Source organism: Micromonospora pallida, assembly GCF_900090325.1.
GTDB classification, from domain to species: domain Bacteria; phylum Actinomycetota; class Actinomycetes; order Mycobacteriales; family Micromonosporaceae; genus Micromonospora; species Micromonospora pallida.
Genome location: NZ_FMHW01000002.1, coordinates 5,427,450 through 5,443,517 on the forward strand (window position 1 = coordinate 5,427,450; position 16,068 = coordinate 5,443,517).

The following is a 16,068-nucleotide window of genomic DNA, read 5'->3' on the forward strand; positions in this document are numbered from 1 at the left end:
CGCGGGTGGAACGTCTTCCTCCTACCCCGACGCTGCCGGCCCAACCCTGCCGCCCGGGTCGCCGTCGGGCAGGGCGGCCACCTCCCGCCGGGTCACGCCACGGGGCGGAAGCCGCGCAGGCGGAGGCTGTTGGCGACCACGAAGACCGAGGAGAGGGCCATCGCCGCTCCGGCGATCATCGGGTTGAGCAGCCCGGCGGCGGCCAGTGGCAGCGCCGCCACGTTGTAGGCGAAGGCCCAGAAGAGGTTGCTCTTGATGATCCGCAGCGTCCGGCGGGAGAGCCGGATAGCGTCCACCGCCGCCGTCAGGTCGCCCCGGACGAGGGTCAGGTCGGACGCCTCGATCGCGGCGTCCGTACCGGTGCCCATGGCCAGCCCCAGGTCGGCCTGGGCGAGCGCGGCGGCGTCGTTGACCCCGTCCCCGACCATCGCCACGACTTTTCCCTCGGCCTGGAGCCGCTTGACCACGTCGACCTTCTCCGCCGGCAGCACCTCGGCGATCACCTCGTCCACGCCGACCTCGGCGGCGACCGTGCGGGCGGCGGCGGTGTTGTCCCCGGTCAGCAGCACCGGCGTCAGGCCGATTTCGCGGAGTCGGGTGATCGCGTCCCGGCTGGTCGGCTTGATTACGTCGGCGACGACCAGGACCCCGCGCGCCCGGCCGTCCCAGCCGGCCAGCACCGCCGTCCGTCCGTTGGCCTCCGCGTCGGTCACGGTCCGCGCGACCTCCTCGGGTACGTCGAACCCACGCTCGCGCAGCAGCCGTACCCGGCCGACCACCAGTTGCCGGCCGTCAACGCCGCCGGTGACGCCGAGCCCCTCGACGTTGGCGAACCCGGTCACCGGGGGCAGGGTCCCGGCGCGGGCCGCTCCGGCGGCCACCGCCCGGGCGATCGGGTGCTCGCTGGCCGCCTCCAGCGCGCCGGCCAGCCGCAACAACTCGGCGGCGTCCTGCCCGTCCGCCGGCAGCGTGTCGACCAGGGTCATTTTGCCGGTGGTGACGGTGCCGGTCTTGTCCAGCACGACGGTGTCCACCCGCCGGGTCGACTCCAGCACCTCCGGTCCCTTGATCAGGATGCCGAGCTGCGCGCCCCGGCCGGTGCCGACCAGCAGGGCGGTCGGCGTGGCCAGGCCGAGCGCGCACGGGCAGGCGATGATCAGCACCGCCACGGCGGCGGTGAACGCGGCGGTCAGGCCCGCGTCCCGGCCGATCCAGAAGCCGAGGGTGGCGACCGCGAGCGCGATCACGATCGGGACGAACACCCCGGAGATCCGATCCGCCAGCCGCTGTACGGCCGCCTTGCCGGTCTGCGCCTCCTCCACCAGTTTCGCCATCTGGGCGAGCTGGGTGTCCGCGCCGACCCGGGTGGCGGTGACCACCAGCCGGCCGCCGGCGTTGACGGTCGCCCCGACCACCGCGTCACCCGGTCCCACCTCGACCGGCACCGACTCGCCGGTGAGCATGCTGGCGTCGACCGCCGAGGTGCCCTCGGCCACCAGCCCGTCGGTGGCGACCTTCTCGCCGGGCCGGACCACGAACCGGTCCCCCACCGCGAGCTGGTCCACCGGGATCCGGACCTCCGCGCCGTCGCGCAGCACGGCGACGTCCTTCGCGCCCAGTTCGAGCAGGGCCCGCAGGGCACTGCCGGCGGTGCGCTTCGCCCGGGCCTCGAAGTAGCGGCCGGCGAGGATGAACGTGGTCACCCCGGCTGCCGCCTCGAGGTAGATGTTCCCGGCCCCGTCGCCACGGGTGATGTCGAAACTGAACGGGTGGGTCATGCCGGGCACGCCGGCGTCGCCGAGGAAGAGCGCCCAGACCGACCAGCCGAACGCGGCGAGGGTGCCGAGCGAGACCAGGGTGTCCATGGTCGCGGCACCGTGCCGCAGGTTGATCAGCGCGGCCCGGTGGAAGGGCAGCCCGCCGTAGGCCACCACCGGGGCGGCCAGGGTCAGCGAGAGCCACTGCCAGTAGGTGAACTGCCAGGCCGGCACCATCGCCAGCGCGACCACCGGCACCGTCAGGACGATCGACACCCAGAGCCGGGTACGCAGTCCGCGCAGCTCGTCCACCGGTTCGGCAGCCCCCTCCGGGGCGGCGGCCGGCGTGGGCGGGGGTGGCAGCGCGGCGGTGTAACCGGTCTTCTCGACCGTGGCGATCAGGTCCTCCGGCGTGACAGTGTCGTCGTACCGGACGGTCGCCTTCTCAGTGGCGTAGTTGACCGAGGCGGTCACCCCGTCCAGGCGGTTGAGCTTCTTCTCGATCCGTGCCGCACAGGAGGCGCAGGTCATGCCGCCGATGGCCAGCTCGATCCGGTGGGGTGCCACCCGTAGTGGCTCAGCGGTGGACATCAGTACCTCCGATCAGTCGTGTGCGTGGTCGGCTGCGCCGGCCACGACCGTGAACTCCGCGGTACGGACCGTGCCGCCATGCTGGAAGTCCAGGAAGAGGCGGTACGTCCCGGCGGACGGCACCTCGGCGCGGAAGCGGACCTCCGGACCGGGCCGGGTCCGCCCGTCGCCGGGCGCGCCGTCCGGATGCACGTGCAGGTACGCCAGGTCCCCCTGACGCAGCGCCACCAGGTGCCCGTACGCGCCGAGGTAGGGCTGAAGATCGGTGACCGGTACGCCGTCGCGGCGTACGGTCAGGGTCAGCTCGCTGGTGTCGCCGGGGCGCAGCTCGCCGGTGAGCGTGACCGCGTACCCGTCGACGGTGGCGGTGGCCGTCGGCGCGGGCAGCGTACGCGGTGTGAACGCGCCGGGGACCGCGACGTCCAGACCGAGGGTGAGCGGTTCCGCCCCGGTCGGGGTGAAGTCGGCGAACGCCCGCCAGCTCCCCGGCTCGGCCAGCGGGGAGGCGATCCGCCAGGTGCCGTCCGGGTCCATCGTCGGGTGCACGTGCCGGAAGCCGGCGAGGTCCCGCCGGGCGACGATCAGGTGCATCCGTTTGTCGTGCGCCTCGTCGAAGGCGGTGATCGCGTGCCCGTCCGGGCCGGTGATGCGGAAGGCGAACTCGCCGGCCGGCGCGGAGACGGGGGTGAGCGTGTAGCCACGGTCGGAGACCAGTAGCCCGCCGGGGAGGTGGTCGGCCGCACCCGTGCCGCCCTCGTGCCCGTCGCCGTCCTCGGGGTCGGCGGGCGCGTGCCCGGCGGTGGGGTGGCCGCTCTCGGCGGGGGTGACGGGGCCGGTCAACTGCCCGACCCCGTACGCCGCACCGAGAACCGCCACGAGGCCGAGGGCGAGCCCGCTCAGCTTCGTCGCTGTGTTCATGAGCCGACGAGCTCGAATCCGGCCTCGTCGACCGCCGCGCGGACCGTCTCGGTCTCCAACGGGGCGTCGCTGGTGACGGTGACCTGCCCCGAGGCCAGGTCGACCTGGACGTCCGTGACGCCGTCGACCGCGCCCAGCTCGCTGCTGACCGCGCTGACGCAGTGTCCGCAGGTCATGCCCTGGACCTGGTACGTCTCGGTGGCCATCGGAACTCCTCTCGACGATGGATACCCTCCTGGGGTATCCCTTCGACTGGACCGTAGCATACCCCCAGGGGGTAAGCTATCCTCGACATCATGAGCGCACCCACACCGATCCGGGGATACACGGCCACCAAGGACCAGTTGCTCGCGCGACTGCGCCGGGTCGAGGGGCAGGTCCGGGGCATCGAGAAGATGGTCGACGAGGACCGCTACTGCATCGACGTGCTCACCCAGATCTCCGCCATCCAGGCCGCCCTGGACAAGGTCGCCCTCGGCCTGCTCGACGGCCATGCCCGGCACTGCATGCACGAGGGCGCCGCCGAGGGCCGCGCCGACGAGATGGCGACCGAGATGATGGCGGCAGTCGGCCGCCTCATGAAACGCGGCTGACCACCGGAAGCCTTACTCATATGGTGCTTGCATGGCGGCGAAGAAGGTGACGGTCACCCTCCCCGAGGAGTTGGTGGCGGCACTCGGTGAGGCGGCTCGCGAAGATGGCGTCCCGCTGTCGAGGCTGGTCGCCCATGCGGCGAAGAGCGAACTCCGGCGGCGGGTCGGGCGGCGCTTGGTCGCAGACTGGCAGGCCGAACACGGCACGTTCTCCGTGGAGGAGATCGCCGCAGCGCGTGCAGAAATGGCCGCCGCCGACGCGCATGCAGTCAGCGGGCTCGGCCAGGCGACGGCGTAAGCGTTCTCTACGTCTACGACGCCGGGGTGCTCCTTGCGATCGACGGCAACGACCGGCGGATGTAGGCGATCCACCATCTGGCCCTGGAGGAGGGGCGACGCCTGCTTATCCCCTCCGTCGTCGTGGGTCAGCGTGCTGTGCGGCAAGGCCCGGACCCGCGATGTCGTCGACGCCAGCGTGGTCACCATCGCTCTGGCCTGCGGCGCGATCGTCTTCACCAGCGATCCGGAGGACATCGCACACCTCTCGGCCACCTCAGACGTCAAACCGGGGCTGGTCATCCGTCGCGTCTGAGTCGACCGTCGAACCTCCATCACGGTCGCGCCCGGATGCGTCGGGGTCGAACGCGAGTTGGTGCGTTTCACCCGACAGATCGCGTCGATGGCCCGTGGTGGTCGCGCCACGTTTCCCATCTCGTCAGTAGCATCGCCCCATGCCGACCGAAATCGTTTTCGAGACTCACTCCTGGAGCCAGGACAACGACCGAGGTTTTGCTACCGGCTGGCTGCCGGGTCAATTGTCTGCCAGGGGACGAGCGTTGGCAGCCGAGCTTGGCCAGCGCAGGCGAAGCGACGGCATCGAGGCGGTATTCGCCTCGGACCTGCGTCGGGCTGTGGAGACGGTCGACATAGCCCTCTCGGGAACCACGATCCCCGTGTTGCACGATTGGCGCCTGCGGGAGTGTGACTACGGGGAGCGTAACGGCATGCCGGCCGCCGAGCTGCACGAGCAGCGCAGCCGGTACCTCGAACACCCCTACCCCGGCGGTGAGAGCTGGCGACAGGCCGTGCACCGGGTCGGGCGCTTTCTCGATGACCTGTCGCTGCGGTGGGCGGGCCGACGAGTCCTGGTGATCGGACACGTTGCCACTCGGTGGGGCCTCGACCATTGGATCAACGGGGTGCGGCTGGAGGATCTGATTGACGCTGACTTCGCCTGGCGTGAGGGCTGGGAGTACCGGATGGAGGACCCTCGAAATCCGCCGGACAGAACTTAGCGGGCTTGGTAAGGCGGCCACGCCAAGCGCGGGAGTGAAAGGGTGCCCAACCCCCACCCGGGAGTCGGACGCCCTTTCGCCACGAGTGCTGTTACCGCCGGCTGGATACCTGGGCGACGAACGCGCGCCAGGACTCGGGGGCGAAGGCGAGCGTGCCGCCCGACCGGTTCTTCGTGTCCCGCACGAGAATCACCCCCGCCAGATTGTCCGCCACCTCGACACACGCTCCACCGTTCTGGCTACTGCGCGTGCTCTTGCGCCAAACAGCGCCGCTCAGATCCATTTCTCAGCCACTTCCCTGATCAGCTCAATCGACTGCTTGTGGGGCAACGCCTCGCCGCGGATGGACTCCCACGCCTGCCGCACCCAGATCAGGCTGGATGGCTCGTCCACCACTTGACCCTGGAGCTGATTGTCCAGGTAGGCGTACTCGTCCCCTCCTTCGAGTGTCGCCAACACGAAGGGACCACTCATGCCAGCGTACGCCCCGGCGGACGAGGGAACGACATGGATTCGTACGTGCGGAAGCTGGGCAGAAAGCTCCACCAGTCGGGACAACTGGTCGCGCATCAGCGCGGCATCACCGACTTCGCGATGCAACAGATACTCATCGACAACCGCCACGAACTGTGGTGGCGAGTCCCGCGTGAGCACCTCCTGACGGGCGATGCGGGCGGCCGTCCTCTGTTCGACTTCCTCAGGGGTCAGCAGTCCACCACACGAGAACACCGCCCGCGCATACGCCTCTGTCTGTAGCAGCCCAGGCAGAACCGTTATCTCGTACCACCGCAGGGACAGCGCTTGGCGTTCGATCTCGATCCAGTTCCGGAACCACACCGGAGCGCTCGCGTCCTTGACCAGGTCTTCCCAGAGACTGAGGAGGATTCCGCCGGTCTCCAGGGCTTCGTCCACGGCCTTCAGGTAATCCGGCTTGGGCGGCTTGACGCCGGTCTCGATCGCGCTGACGTGCGTGTTCGAGTAGTGCACCCGTTCACCCAGCGCCTCCTGGGTCAACCCGGCAGCCACCCGCCGTCGGCGCAGCTCGCGCAACAGGAACTCGGACGGCGAGATTCCCACACGTTCCTCCACTCTCCTCGGTCAACGTAGCCGAACCCCACCCAGCCCGAGACCATCACTCACAGTCGCTATGGCGAAGCGGAGTGTTCGGAATCCTAGGGCGACACGGGCAGGCTGTACACCCACGGTCACCGCGATATGGCCGATAAGCCGAAAGAGGGAGGTCCCCGTGCCCCGACACCATCCGGTCCCGCTCGCTCCGCGTCACCGCCGTGACTGGCGTACGGCTTGGCGGCGCTGCGGTTGCGGCTGCGCCTGGCCGTGCCCGGACCGGTACCTGCCGGTGCCGGTCGAGCCGGCCGCCGCGCCGACGTCGCCCGCGTACCCGCAGGTCGTGAGCGTGCCGACGGCCAGCGCCGCGTGGGCGGTGGCCGGGGTGGCCGACGAGTTGCGGGAGGCGTACGTCGCGGTCGGCGCGGCCGTCGTCCTGCTGGAACGGGTCGGCGGTGGTGCGGCGCATCCGGCGCTGCGCGCGGCGCAGCGGGGTGCCGATCAGGCGCTGGATCTGGCCGACGAGGCGGAACGGCTGCTCGGCCTGGGCGTCCAGCGCCTGCGGACGGCTCCGGGACGGCACGCGCCCGTCGACGATCTGGCCGCCACGGTGGGGGCGGTCGTCGTCCGGCTCCGCGCGGCGGCGGACCGGATCGACCGGTTCCCGCACCGGATCAGGGTGGCCGAGGAGCAGCTCCGGGCCGCCGGGGAGGACGGCCCGGCCGTGAAGGCGGCGACCTGGGAATGGGCACGGGCCGCCGGGCAGATCGAACTGACCGCCGCCGGCCTACGGGAGACGGTTGCCGCCCTCACGGCGCAGTTCCCCGCCGTCGCGGCGGACCCGGGACGTAGGCGGTGGTGACGATGGGTCGTTGGGTGCTGCACCTGCCGGTGGCGCTGCCCCGCCGGGTGGACGCCGTCGTCCTCGTGGTCGCGCTGCGCGACTCCCTCGGGCACGTGCCGGCCCTCGACTTCGGGGAGGCCACGGTCAGCGCGGAGGACGACCAGTCGAGGCGTACCCGGGTCTGGTGTGACGCGCGACTGGGCGGCGGACAGCGGTGTGAGCTGCCGCTCGCGCACGACGGCGGGTGCCGGTGAGCCCGGGCCGGATCGGTGAGCAGGCCGCGAGCTGCGGCTTCGGACCCGGCAGAATGGTTCGGCCGGGGCAACCGCCACACCAGGACCGTTGGGAGAAGCATGGGTCACGACCACAGCCGTCCCGCCGTCGCCGCGCCGCCGCGCGTACGGCGCGTCCTGATCGCGACCGTGGTCCCGCTCTTCCTGGTAACGCTGGTCGCGGCGCTGGTGCTCTGGCCCCGGGACGCCCCGGAGGTCGGCGGCGGCGAGGATGCTCCCCGCTACCACGGCACGGTCGAGCGGGTGGTGACCGAGGCCTGCCCGCCCGCCCCGGAAACCCCGGAGGGGACGACGGCGGGGCCGTGCGGCATCGCCACGATCGCGGTCGAGACCGGGCCCGACGCCGGACAGCGGGTCGAGACGCCCCTGCCGACCGGTGCCGGATCCCCCTCGGTGGAAGTCGACGACAAGGTGGTCCTGGTCGTACTGACCGATCCGGCCGACCCGACGGTGAGCAGCTACAGCATCGCCGCCCACCAGCGGGGGAAGCCGCTGATCTGGCTGGCCCTGGTCTTCGCCGTCGCCATCGTGGCGTTCGGCCGGTGGCGCGGGCTGGCCGCGCTCGGTGGGCTGGCGGCCAGCTTCGCGATCCTGCTCACCTTCGTGCTGCCCGGAATCAGCGCCGGGCAGGCGCCGCTGCCAGTGGCGATCACCGGGGCCGCGTTGATCATGTTCGTGGTGTTGTACCTCACCCACGGGGTCACCGCGCAGACCTCCGTCGCGGTCCTCGGCACCCTGGCCAGCCTGGTGCTCACCGGCCTTCTCGGCAGCCTGGCGACCGCGTTCACCCATCTGACCGGGTACGGCTCCGAGGACGCCACCACGCTCTCGATGTTCCAGGCCGACGTCGACCTGCACGGACTGCTCCTGGCCGGCATCATCATCGGCTCGCTGGGCGTGCTGGACGACGTCACGGTCACCCAGGCCGCCACGGTCACCGAGTTGGCCCACGCCAATCCGGACCTGACCCGGCTCCAGCTCTACCGGGCGGCCACCCGGGTCGGCCGGGCGCACATCGCCTCGACGGTCAACACGATCGTGCTCGCGTACGCGGGGGCGTCGCTGCCCCTGCTGCTGTTGCTGACCGCCGACACCCGCGGCGTCACCGAGATCGTGACCAGCGAGTTCCTGGCCCAGGAGATCGTCCGCAGCATCGTCGCGACGCTCGGGCTGATCGCCGCCGTGCCGATCACCACCGGCCTGGCCGCCCTGGTCACCACCGCCGGGCGGGGCGGTACGACGACCCCTCGCCCGCGCCGGCCCGCCGGGGAACGGGACGAGGCGCTGGCCGCCCTCAGCGGCCCCCGGGTCGCCACCGGACCGAACAATATCCCCGACGGACCCGGTCGACCGGGAAACACGGAATCGACATGGTGAAATCGCACAGCGTTATCATCAATCGCCTGATCTTGACAAATGTGGCGGGAGTGACGGAACGCAATGGGGAAATGACGCTTTTGGTCGGTATCCGGGCGTAGAACCCGGTGCCCACTGTCGGGTAACCTCGCTGCCGGTTACCGCCGAAGGCGCGCACCGGCGCCAGCGGGGCCACCGCCTAATCGCCTGCGGCGAACCGGGGAACCAGGTTCATGGGGTGCATCCGCGTCAGCGGTAGGGGCCACTTCCGCCCTGAACCCGTCAGCTAACCCGGTCGGCGGTCGATGGAAGGGACAACTGTGACGGCACCTTCACGCCGCTGGCTGAAACCTGTCGTGGCCGTACTCGCCGCCTTCGCCGTGGCCGCTGGCCCCGCGCCAGCGATGGCGGAGCCGTCGAGCCCGTCCGGGCACGACGGAGAGCAGCCGAAGCTCCTCAACGAGGTGATCGAGGAGACGAACCGCAGCTACACGCAGGCCCAGGCGAAACTGGACGCGTCGAAGAAGCGGCAGCTCACCCTCGCGCTGGAGGTCGAGCGGGCGCAGAACGAACTGAAGGCGCTCACCCCGCAGGTGGCCACGATCGCCGTACGGTCGTACATGACCGGTCGGGTCGGCGCGACCTCCATGCTGCTCAACAGCAACACCCCCGACTCGTTCGTCGAGCGCGCCAGCGCGCTGGACGAGATGAACATGGTCAACGGCAAGAAGGTCGCCGCGGTCGCCGCCGTCAAGAAGCAGGCGGAACTGGCCAAGAAGGCGCTCGACGCCGAGGTCATGGAGCAGCAGAAGCAGGCGGACATCCTCAAGAAGCGCAAGCGGGAGGCGGAGAAGTCCCTCTCGCTGGTCGGCGGCGTCGGCCTGACCGGCGGCCTGGTGGACGCCACCTCCCCGATCGCCCGGCCCGGCCCCGGCCGGGACAGCAACGGCAACTGGCGTCCGCTGGGCTGTACCGAGGACGACCCGACCACCGGCGGCTGCATCACCGCGCGCACGCTGCACATGTACAAAGAGGTCAAGCGAGCCGGCTTCAACATGTTCGTCGGGTGCCACCGGCTGGGCGGGCCGTACGAGCACCCGAAGGGGCGGGCCTGCGACTGGTCGCTCCAGAAGTCGGGCTTCAGCAGTTGGGACACCAAGGCGGAGCGGATGTACGGCAACAACCTCACCGCGTTCCTGGTCCGCAACGCCGACCGCCTCGGCATCTACTACGTGATCTGGAACAGGCAGATCTGGTTCCCGGCGACCGGCTGGAAGTCGTACAGCGGCCCGTCCAACCACACGGACCACGTACACGTGTCCATGCTCTGACCGAGCCGACGACAACGGGCCCGCAAACCGGACGACCGGTTGCGGGCCCGTTCGCAGTTCGGGGCCAGCCAGGCGCCAGCTCGCCGGTCAGGACCGACCAGGCGCCAGCGGGGCCGCGCCGGCGGCCAGGGCGAAGTCGTCGCCGGCCGGCACCGAGTGGACCACCCGCACCCCGCCGGCGGCCAGCCGGTACGACATGCCGACCACGGCGCACCGCCCCTCCTGCACGGCCCGGTTCAGCGTCACCGACTGCTCCAGCAGCACCTCGACGGTGTGCTCGATGTGGATGTCGACGATCCGGTCGACGTCGGTGGTGCCCTCCCGGGCGGCCCGACGGACGCTGGGCACCACCGCGCCCACCACCGCGCCGAGGTAACCGGGGGGCGTCGTCCCGGTGCCGTCGGCCTCCCGGGCGGCCTGCACCGCTCCGCACGAGTCGTGACCGAGGACGACCACCAGGGGCGTGTCCAGGACGGTCACCGCGTACTCGACACTGCCGAGCACCTCGGCGCCGACGACGTGCCCGGCGGTCCGGACGACGAAGAGGTCACCGAGGCCCCGGTCGAAGATGATCTCGGCGGCCAGGCGGGAGTCGGAGCAGCCGAGGACGACCGCGAAGGGATGCTGCCCGTCGGCGACCGCCGCCCGGTGACCGGCGTCCTGGTTGGGATGCAACGGGCTGCCGGTGACGAAGCGCCGGTTGCCCGCCTGTAGCTCGGCCAGCGCCTGCACGGGACTCGTCGGAGGCTGCTGTGCCCCGGGAACGGTCATGACTCCTCACCCCTTCTCCGGGCCGGGTCCGCTCGGCGTGACGAGGGTGACCACGGCTCGCCACCACGTTCACACGCAGCGCAAACCCCGTCAAGGGATACGTGATATGCGTTTCAGGTGTTGACGCCGGAGGGTGGCGAGGGTGAATGCGAAGGCAGGGTCATAACATGACGGTCATGGCGACACCACAGCGTGAGAACGGGAGCCAACGAAACTGGATGTTCCTCACAAACCACGCACACGTACTGCTCGCCATCGCCCGTAATCCCACCGCCCGGCTGCGTGACGTCGCCGACGAGGTGGGCGTCACCGAACGGGCCGCGCAGGCGATCGTGACCGACCTGGAGGCAGGCGGCTACCTCCAGCGCACCCGGGTCGGTCGACGCAACGAGTACACGGTGAACCCAGCCGGACGCTTCCGGCACCCCGCCGAGGCGTACCAGCACGTGGGCGCCCTGCTCGCGCTCTTCACCGAGCAGCACGACACGCCGCCAGCCGCCGCTCCCCCGCTCACCACCTGACGCCCGTTCCGGCCACTCTCCACCGTCCACAGTGCCGTGCTGGCCGCCTGCGGACCCGAGGCTGAGGGCGCGACCTCCATTCGCACTCTGCACCGTCCAGCCGATCGCAGCCCTTGCCGGAGCGAAAAGGCGTCGGGGTACCGATCCCGCGAAACGCGGGGCGACCAGCGGCGATACCTCCGGGGACAGCCGGTGGACCGGGTCACACCACGCTTTTCGACGGGCGAGGGCACGGACCGGGCGTTAGGTTGGATACGTGCAGCCGCCCGCCATCGTCCGCCCGCTCCGGCCGACGATGCTGCGCGCCCTGCGTAGCCTGACCCGTCTGGCGATGGCCGCCCTGGTCCTGACGCTGACCTTCAACGGGCCCACCGTCGCCTCGGCCGAGGCGACGCCCCCGAGCGCGTACCAACTCAGGCCGGCTTCCGCCACCGTCCTCCCGCAGCCGGCCACCCGCCCGATCGTGACGCAGGTGGCGTCCCGGCCGGTCGACGAGCAGGACGGCCACGGACGAGCATCGGCCCTCCCGGCCAGCGACCCGCGCACCATCCCCACGGTCACCCCGCTCCGGCCCCCGGCCGCCGACCCCGGACAGGGCTTCCCGGGCCGGCGCGCCCCGCCCCGGGCCTGACCGACCGCCCCCGGCGACCGGCCCGGACGCTCCGGACTTCCCGACCGGCCGACGCCCTAGGGGCTCCCACCGCGCTCGCGCGCCCCGTGCCCGTCCGGACCGGGCACCCCGTCGAACCCTGTCCCCTCCGTCCCGTCACGAGGTGCTGGTGATGCAGACCGTCCTTTCCTCCGTCCTGCTCGACGTCCCCCGGGCCGCTGTCATCTGGCTGGCCCTGCTCGGCGTCATCGTGGCCGCCGTGGCCACCCTGATCGTCCGCCCGGACCTGTTCCGCGTCGGTCGCCGCATCCGACAGGCGGCACTGCCGGCCGAGTCGGAGGTGACCCCGGAGCGACAGGAACTCCACCGGTACGCCGAGGAGGTGGCGGTCGCCGCCGAGCGTGCCGGGGTGACCGCCGAGCGTCGCCGGGCCGAGTGGCTCACCGCCCAGGAGGCGGTCGAGGCGGCCTGGCAGGCGTGCCAGGACATCGAGGTGGACCTGCGCCGACTCGCCGCCGCCACCGCCCTGCCCCTGCCGCGTACCCCGCAGACCCCGGCCGAGTACGCCGACCGGGAGCGTTACCTGCACCGGGCCGCCCGGGCCGCGTACGAGCGCCAGGAGCTGTCGGAGCAGCAGCTCGGTGACGCCCTCGCGCACCGCAACGGATGGGATCCCCGGCGGCACCCGGTCGAACAGGAGCTGGTGCTGCGGCGGGCCGTCCGCGATCACCTGCTCGCCCAGCACCGGGCCGCCGCCGAGCGGGAGCGCTCGGCGTGGCACGACGCGGAGTTGGCCGCCGCGTCCGCCCGCAGTCTCCGGGACGAGGCGTTCGCTGCCGCCGGCCGGGAGCCCGAGACCCCGAACCTGCTCCCCCTCCCCGGCACCGACCACCCCACGCCCGCCGCAAACCGCCCACCCCGCACCGACTTCGCCCAAAGCCGCACCGCCGTCGCCTAGCCCCCTCCCCCTTCCCCTCCCACCCCCACTCCAGCCCCGCCCCACCCACCCCTCCGTCGATCATGGAGTTGTGGCGCCGCGCAAACTTCGCAATCGTCACCGGTCAGGCGCCACAACTCCATGATCGACGGGGCGGAGGGGCGGGACGAGGCGGGCGGGGCGGGACGGGCGGGTGGTTTCGGGGCGGGGCGGGAGGGGCGTGTCATGATCGGGGAGGCGGGGGGACGGGAACAGGGACGGGGACAGGAACAGGGACGGGGGGGGCGGACGGTGGGGCAGCGGACGGGGGGTGGACACCGGCTTGACCCGTACGACGAACGGGTCGCCGCGTTCTGCCGGGAACGGCACCTCGCGACCCTCACCACGCTGCGCCCGGACGGCACTCCGCACGTCGTACCGGTGGGGGTGACCTTCGACGCGGAGGCCGGCCTGGCCCGGGTGATCACCTCGGGAACCTCGCACAAGGCCCACCATGTCGCCGCCGCCGGGCCGGAGGGGGCTCCGGTGGCGGTGAGCCAGGTCGACGGCCGGCGCTGGCTCACCATCGAGGGCCGGGCCGTGATCCGGGCCGACGCCCCGGCGGTGGCCGAGGCGGAACGTCGCTACGCCGAGCGGTACCGCGCACCCCGACCCAACCCCGCCCGCGTGGTCATCGAGATCACCGTCACCCGCCTCCTCGGCACCCTCTGACCGCCGCCCCGCCGACAGGCGTGGGGGAGGACGTTCCCGACTCATGAGCGTCGCCGCCGGTCGGGGCAGGGCGGAATGACCGGCGGGGGTGGGTGGTTGACATCCCGGTACGCCCCGGCAGGGGCAACTTCCTGGACAGCCGAGCACCTGACTCGGTGCTGACGTCGGCCCTCCCCGAACCCCCGGCGCGGACGTCACGACCCCCGAAGGAGCTTCGACATGAACTGGATGCTGCGCAAGAGCATGCTGTCGGTCACCGGGCTGGTGCTGGCCGGCGGTGCCGTCGCTGGGCCTGCCGTGGCCGCCCAGGCCGCGCCCCCGTCGACCGAGCGGTTCCCGGTCACCGCACCTCGCGCCGACCAGGGCGACCACGGCCAGGGCGACCAGGGCAACGGAAGCCGGGACGATCACAACCAGGACAACCAGGGCAAGGGCGACCAGCGCCGAGAAAACCGGGATAAGGGCGACCAGAACAAGAGCGATCGGGACAAGGGTGATCGGGGTCGTCGGGAGCGTTCGGTCGGCATTGAGTACCAGGCCCAGCCGAACTACTACTACTGCGGGCCCGCCGCGACCCGGATCGCCCTCAGCGCCGCCGGCAAGTACCTCAGTCAGGACGACCTGGCCGCGAAGCTGGGCACCGATGAGGGTGGCACCGACTCGGCCGTGGATGTCACCCGAGTGCTCAACGAGCTGACCGGCGGCGGTCGCTACCGGACCACCGAGATCCGGGAGTCGGCGGCCAGCCCCGAGCAGATCGAGCGACTGCGCGCCGACGTGGTCGACGCTCTGGACGCCGGGGACCCGGTGGTGGCGAACGTCAATGGCAGCGCGGTCGACACCGATGGCCGGCTGCACGCGTTCCCGGGGCACTACGTGACCGTGGTGGGCTACCGCGACGGCGGCGACGTGGTCCGGATCGCGGACCCGGCCGACGCGATGGGCGAGTACTGGATGACCACCGGGGCGCTTGCCAACTGGATCGCCGAGCGCGGCTACAGCTCCTGACCCGACGGTGGTGTGACATGACCGGGGCCGGTCTCCCTGCGGGGAGGCCGGCCCCGTGTCGTTCCACGGCCGCCCCCGTCATCCCCCGGCCGGCCCGCGTCGTTCCACGGCCGGGCTTGCGCCGTCCGCCGGCCAGCGGCAGCACCGCGTCCTCAGGCAGCGGCAGCACCGCGCCCCCGGCCGGCGCCGCGCCAGATTCACCCGGCGTCACCGATTGATCGACGGAACGCGGGGTACCGGAGGGAACATCCGCAACGATCCACCCCGGTAGGGAGCAGCGACATGACCACCCCACAAGCCGACAGGGGCCGGGACGTCATCGACATCCTGACCACTGACCACCGCGAGGTCGAGGCGCTCTTCGTCGAACTGGAGAGCCGGCAGGGCACCCCGGAGCACCGCCGGCGGCTGGCCGACGTGGTGATCGCCGAGTTGGTGCGGCACAGCGTCGCCGAGGAGGCGTACGTCTACCCGGCCGCCCGGAAGGCACTCCCGGACGGCGACCAGATCGCCGATCACGAGATCGCCGAGCATGCCGAGGCCGAACGGACCATGAAGGAGCTGGAGTCGGTGGACTCGGCCGACCCGCGCTTCGACCAACTGCTCGCCCACCTGACCAGTGCGATCCGGCACCACGTGCAGGAGGAGGAGGCCGACCTCTTCCCCCGGCTGCGGGCCGCGGTCGCGCAGGAGGAACTGGTGGATCTCGCGGAGAAGGTGGAGGCGGTCAAGCGGATCGCGCCGACCCGCCCGCACCCGGCCACACCGGACCACCCGCCCGCGAACAAGCTGCTCGCTCCCGGCGCGGGCCTGGTCGACCGGATACGCGACGCGCTCAGCGGCCGTCCGACGAGCCTGGCGGAGCTACGCCAGAAGCAGCCTCACCGCTGACCGGACGGTGCCGGCGCCCGGCTCACAGCTCCGGGGCGATCTTCCGGTTGCTGGTCGCGTCGGAAACCCGGATGGCCTCCATCGGACAGGACTCGGCCGCATCGATCACCGGGTCCGCCGGCTCGATCAGCTCCTTGCGAGGGCAGGACAGGCCGTCGACGAGAACGAAGTGTTCCGGTGCGGCACCCGTGCAGATGCCGGAACCGATACACCGGGTGGGGTCGACGCTAACCCGCCACGACGGGGTCACCGGGGTCTCCTCTCGTCGGCGTCCGCGCGGCACACGACCCGACGTCGAGTCATGCCCCGAATGCGGATAGTAGCGAGAGTGGTCGATCCTGACCAGAGCCCCCGGTGTGACCCCGGCGTGGTCAGCGCGCCTGGTCGCCCTCGCCCGTCCGCGTCTGGGCCTGGTCCACCGCCCGGTCGATCTGCTCGTCGTACCGGCCGCCGGTGCGCCGGTCGACCATGTCGCCGGCCTTCTCCATCCCCTGGTCGACCTGCTTGTCGTGCTTGTCGGCGAAGTCCTTGACCTTGTCCATGAATTCACTCACCGGGTCTCTCCCTCCCATG

At 71.6% G+C, this 16,068-nt stretch carries 22 protein-coding genes and 1 riboswitch; of the genes, 14 read left to right on the top strand and 8 right to left on the bottom strand.

What is annotated here, in order from left to right; all coding sequences use genetic code 11:
- Positions 1-92 precede the first annotated feature (92 nt).
- The 3 genes from GA0074692_RS22470 to GA0074692_RS22480 are packed head-to-tail and all read right to left on the bottom strand — an operon-like array spanning position 93 to position 3,472.
- Positions 93-2,348: a heavy metal translocating P-type ATPase gene (locus GA0074692_RS22470; protein ID WP_176738550.1), complete on the bottom strand. Its 2,256-nt coding sequence runs from the start codon at positions 2,346-2,348 to the stop codon at positions 93-95.
- Between the two features lie 12 nt (positions 2,349-2,360).
- Positions 2,361-3,266 (bottom strand): DUF748 domain-containing protein, encoded by a 906-nt coding sequence (locus GA0074692_RS22475; protein WP_091647196.1) that lies wholly within the window; start codon positions 3,264-3,266, stop codon positions 2,361-2,363.
- Positions 3,263-3,472, bottom strand: a complete 210-nt coding sequence (locus GA0074692_RS22480) for a heavy-metal-associated domain-containing protein (protein WP_091647198.1) — start codon at positions 3,470-3,472, stop codon at positions 3,263-3,265. Before GA0074692_RS22480 ends, GA0074692_RS22475 begins: the two co-directional genes overlap by 4 nt.
- A gap of 90 nt (positions 3,473-3,562) precedes the next feature.
- Here GA0074692_RS22480 and GA0074692_RS22485 point away from each other — a divergent pair, with 90 nt between their 5' ends.
- The 4 genes from GA0074692_RS22485 (at position 3,563) to GA0074692_RS22500 (ending at position 5,154) form a co-directional block, all read left to right on the top strand.
- Positions 3,563-3,859: a metal-sensitive transcriptional regulator gene (locus tag GA0074692_RS22485; RefSeq protein WP_091647200.1), complete on the top strand. Its 297-nt coding sequence runs from the start codon at positions 3,563-3,565 to the stop codon at positions 3,857-3,859.
- Positions 3,860-3,890: 31 nt separating this feature from the next.
- Positions 3,891-4,157: a ribbon-helix-helix domain-containing protein gene (locus GA0074692_RS22490; protein WP_091647202.1), complete on the top strand. Its 267-nt coding sequence runs from the start codon at positions 3,891-3,893 to the stop codon at positions 4,155-4,157.
- Positions 4,158-4,289: 132 nt separating this feature from the next.
- Positions 4,290-4,451, top strand: coding sequence for a hypothetical protein (locus GA0074692_RS35420; RefSeq protein WP_218106703.1), 162 nt, complete (start codon positions 4,290-4,292; stop codon positions 4,449-4,451).
- Positions 4,452-4,590: 139 nt separating this feature from the next.
- Positions 4,591-5,154 (top strand): histidine phosphatase family protein, encoded by a 564-nt coding sequence (locus tag GA0074692_RS22500; RefSeq protein ID WP_091647204.1) that lies wholly within the window; start codon positions 4,591-4,593, stop codon positions 5,152-5,154.
- Positions 5,155-5,245: 91 nt separating this feature from the next.
- Here the strand turns inward: GA0074692_RS22500 and GA0074692_RS22505 are convergent, their stop codons facing one another.
- Complete coding sequence (locus GA0074692_RS22505) at positions 5,246-5,437, bottom strand: DUF397 domain-containing protein (RefSeq protein ID WP_091647206.1); 192 nt, start codon at positions 5,435-5,437, stop codon at positions 5,246-5,248.
- The gene (locus GA0074692_RS22510; protein WP_091647208.1) at positions 5,428-6,231 is read right to left on the bottom strand and encodes a helix-turn-helix domain-containing protein; all 804 of its coding nucleotides are present in this window, start codon (positions 6,229-6,231) and stop codon (positions 5,428-5,430) included. Before GA0074692_RS22510 ends, GA0074692_RS22505 begins: the two co-directional genes overlap by 10 nt.
- 334 nt (positions 6,232-6,565) lie before the next feature.
- Here GA0074692_RS22510 and GA0074692_RS22515 point away from each other — a divergent pair, with 334 nt between their 5' ends.
- The 4 genes from GA0074692_RS22515 (at position 6,566) to GA0074692_RS22530 (ending at position 10,046) form a co-directional block, all read left to right on the top strand.
- A complete protein-coding gene (locus GA0074692_RS22515) occupies positions 6,566-7,084 on the top strand; it encodes a hypothetical protein (RefSeq protein WP_141725383.1) in 519 nt (172 codons plus the stop codon).
- 2 nt (positions 7,085-7,086) lie between these two features.
- Positions 7,087-7,320 carry a hypothetical protein gene (locus tag GA0074692_RS22520; RefSeq protein ID WP_091647213.1) on the top strand — a complete coding sequence of 78 codons (234 nt, stop codon included), beginning with the start codon at positions 7,087-7,089 and terminating at the stop codon, positions 7,318-7,320.
- Positions 7,321-7,419: 99 nt separating this feature from the next.
- Positions 7,420-8,736, top strand: a complete 1,317-nt coding sequence (locus GA0074692_RS22525) for a YibE/F family protein (RefSeq protein WP_091647216.1) — start codon at positions 7,420-7,422, stop codon at positions 8,734-8,736.
- Positions 8,737-8,901: 165 nt separating this feature from the next.
- A riboswitch (cyclic di-AMP (ydaO/yuaA leader) is annotated at positions 8,902-9,032 on the top strand.
- A 3-nt stretch (positions 9,033-9,035) separates the two neighbouring features.
- The gene (locus GA0074692_RS22530) at positions 9,036-10,046 is read left to right on the top strand and encodes a coiled-coil domain-containing protein (RefSeq protein WP_091647218.1); all 1,011 of its coding nucleotides are present in this window, start codon (positions 9,036-9,038) and stop codon (positions 10,044-10,046) included.
- 87 nt (positions 10,047-10,133) lie between these two features.
- On the opposite strand, the gene GA0074692_RS22535 is transcribed toward GA0074692_RS22530, so the two are convergent.
- Positions 10,134-10,817, bottom strand: a complete 684-nt coding sequence (locus tag GA0074692_RS22535; RefSeq protein WP_091647220.1) for a carbonic anhydrase — start codon at positions 10,815-10,817, stop codon at positions 10,134-10,136.
- A gap of 167 nt (positions 10,818-10,984) precedes the next feature.
- Here GA0074692_RS22535 and GA0074692_RS22540 point away from each other — a divergent pair, with 167 nt between their 5' ends.
- From GA0074692_RS22540 to GA0074692_RS22565, 6 genes are all read left to right on the top strand, one after another.
- Positions 10,985-11,338, top strand: coding sequence for a helix-turn-helix transcriptional regulator (locus GA0074692_RS22540; RefSeq protein ID WP_091647223.1), 354 nt, complete (start codon positions 10,985-10,987; stop codon positions 11,336-11,338).
- Positions 11,339-11,594: 256 nt separating this feature from the next.
- Positions 11,595-11,969, top strand: a complete 375-nt coding sequence (locus GA0074692_RS22545) for a hypothetical protein (protein ID WP_091647226.1) — start codon at positions 11,595-11,597, stop codon at positions 11,967-11,969.
- A gap of 151 nt (positions 11,970-12,120) precedes the next feature.
- Entirely contained in the window at positions 12,121-12,906 is a 786-nt protein-coding gene (locus GA0074692_RS22550; RefSeq protein ID WP_176738551.1) for a hypothetical protein, read from the top strand.
- A gap of 270 nt (positions 12,907-13,176) precedes the next feature.
- Positions 13,177-13,596, top strand: coding sequence for a pyridoxamine 5'-phosphate oxidase family protein (locus GA0074692_RS22555; protein WP_091647229.1), 420 nt, complete (start codon positions 13,177-13,179; stop codon positions 13,594-13,596).
- Between the two features lie 525 nt (positions 13,597-14,121).
- Positions 14,122-14,604 (top strand): C39 family peptidase, encoded by a 483-nt coding sequence (locus GA0074692_RS37025; protein WP_141725484.1) that lies wholly within the window; start codon positions 14,122-14,124, stop codon positions 14,602-14,604.
- Positions 14,605-14,886: 282 nt separating this feature from the next.
- A complete protein-coding gene (locus GA0074692_RS22565; RefSeq protein ID WP_091647231.1) occupies positions 14,887-15,495 on the top strand; it encodes a hemerythrin domain-containing protein in 609 nt (202 codons plus the stop codon).
- 22 nt (positions 15,496-15,517) lie between these two features.
- Here GA0074692_RS22565 and GA0074692_RS22570 read toward each other — a convergent pair whose 3' ends face one another.
- Positions 15,518-15,745 carry a ferredoxin gene (locus GA0074692_RS22570; RefSeq protein ID WP_091647234.1) on the bottom strand — a complete coding sequence of 76 codons (228 nt, stop codon included), beginning with the start codon at positions 15,743-15,745 and terminating at the stop codon, positions 15,518-15,520.
- Positions 15,746-15,866: 121 nt separating this feature from the next.
- A complete protein-coding gene (locus tag GA0074692_RS22575; RefSeq protein WP_091647236.1) occupies positions 15,867-16,049 on the bottom strand; it encodes an antitoxin in 183 nt (60 codons plus the stop codon).
- Positions 16,050-16,068 lie beyond the last annotated feature (19 nt).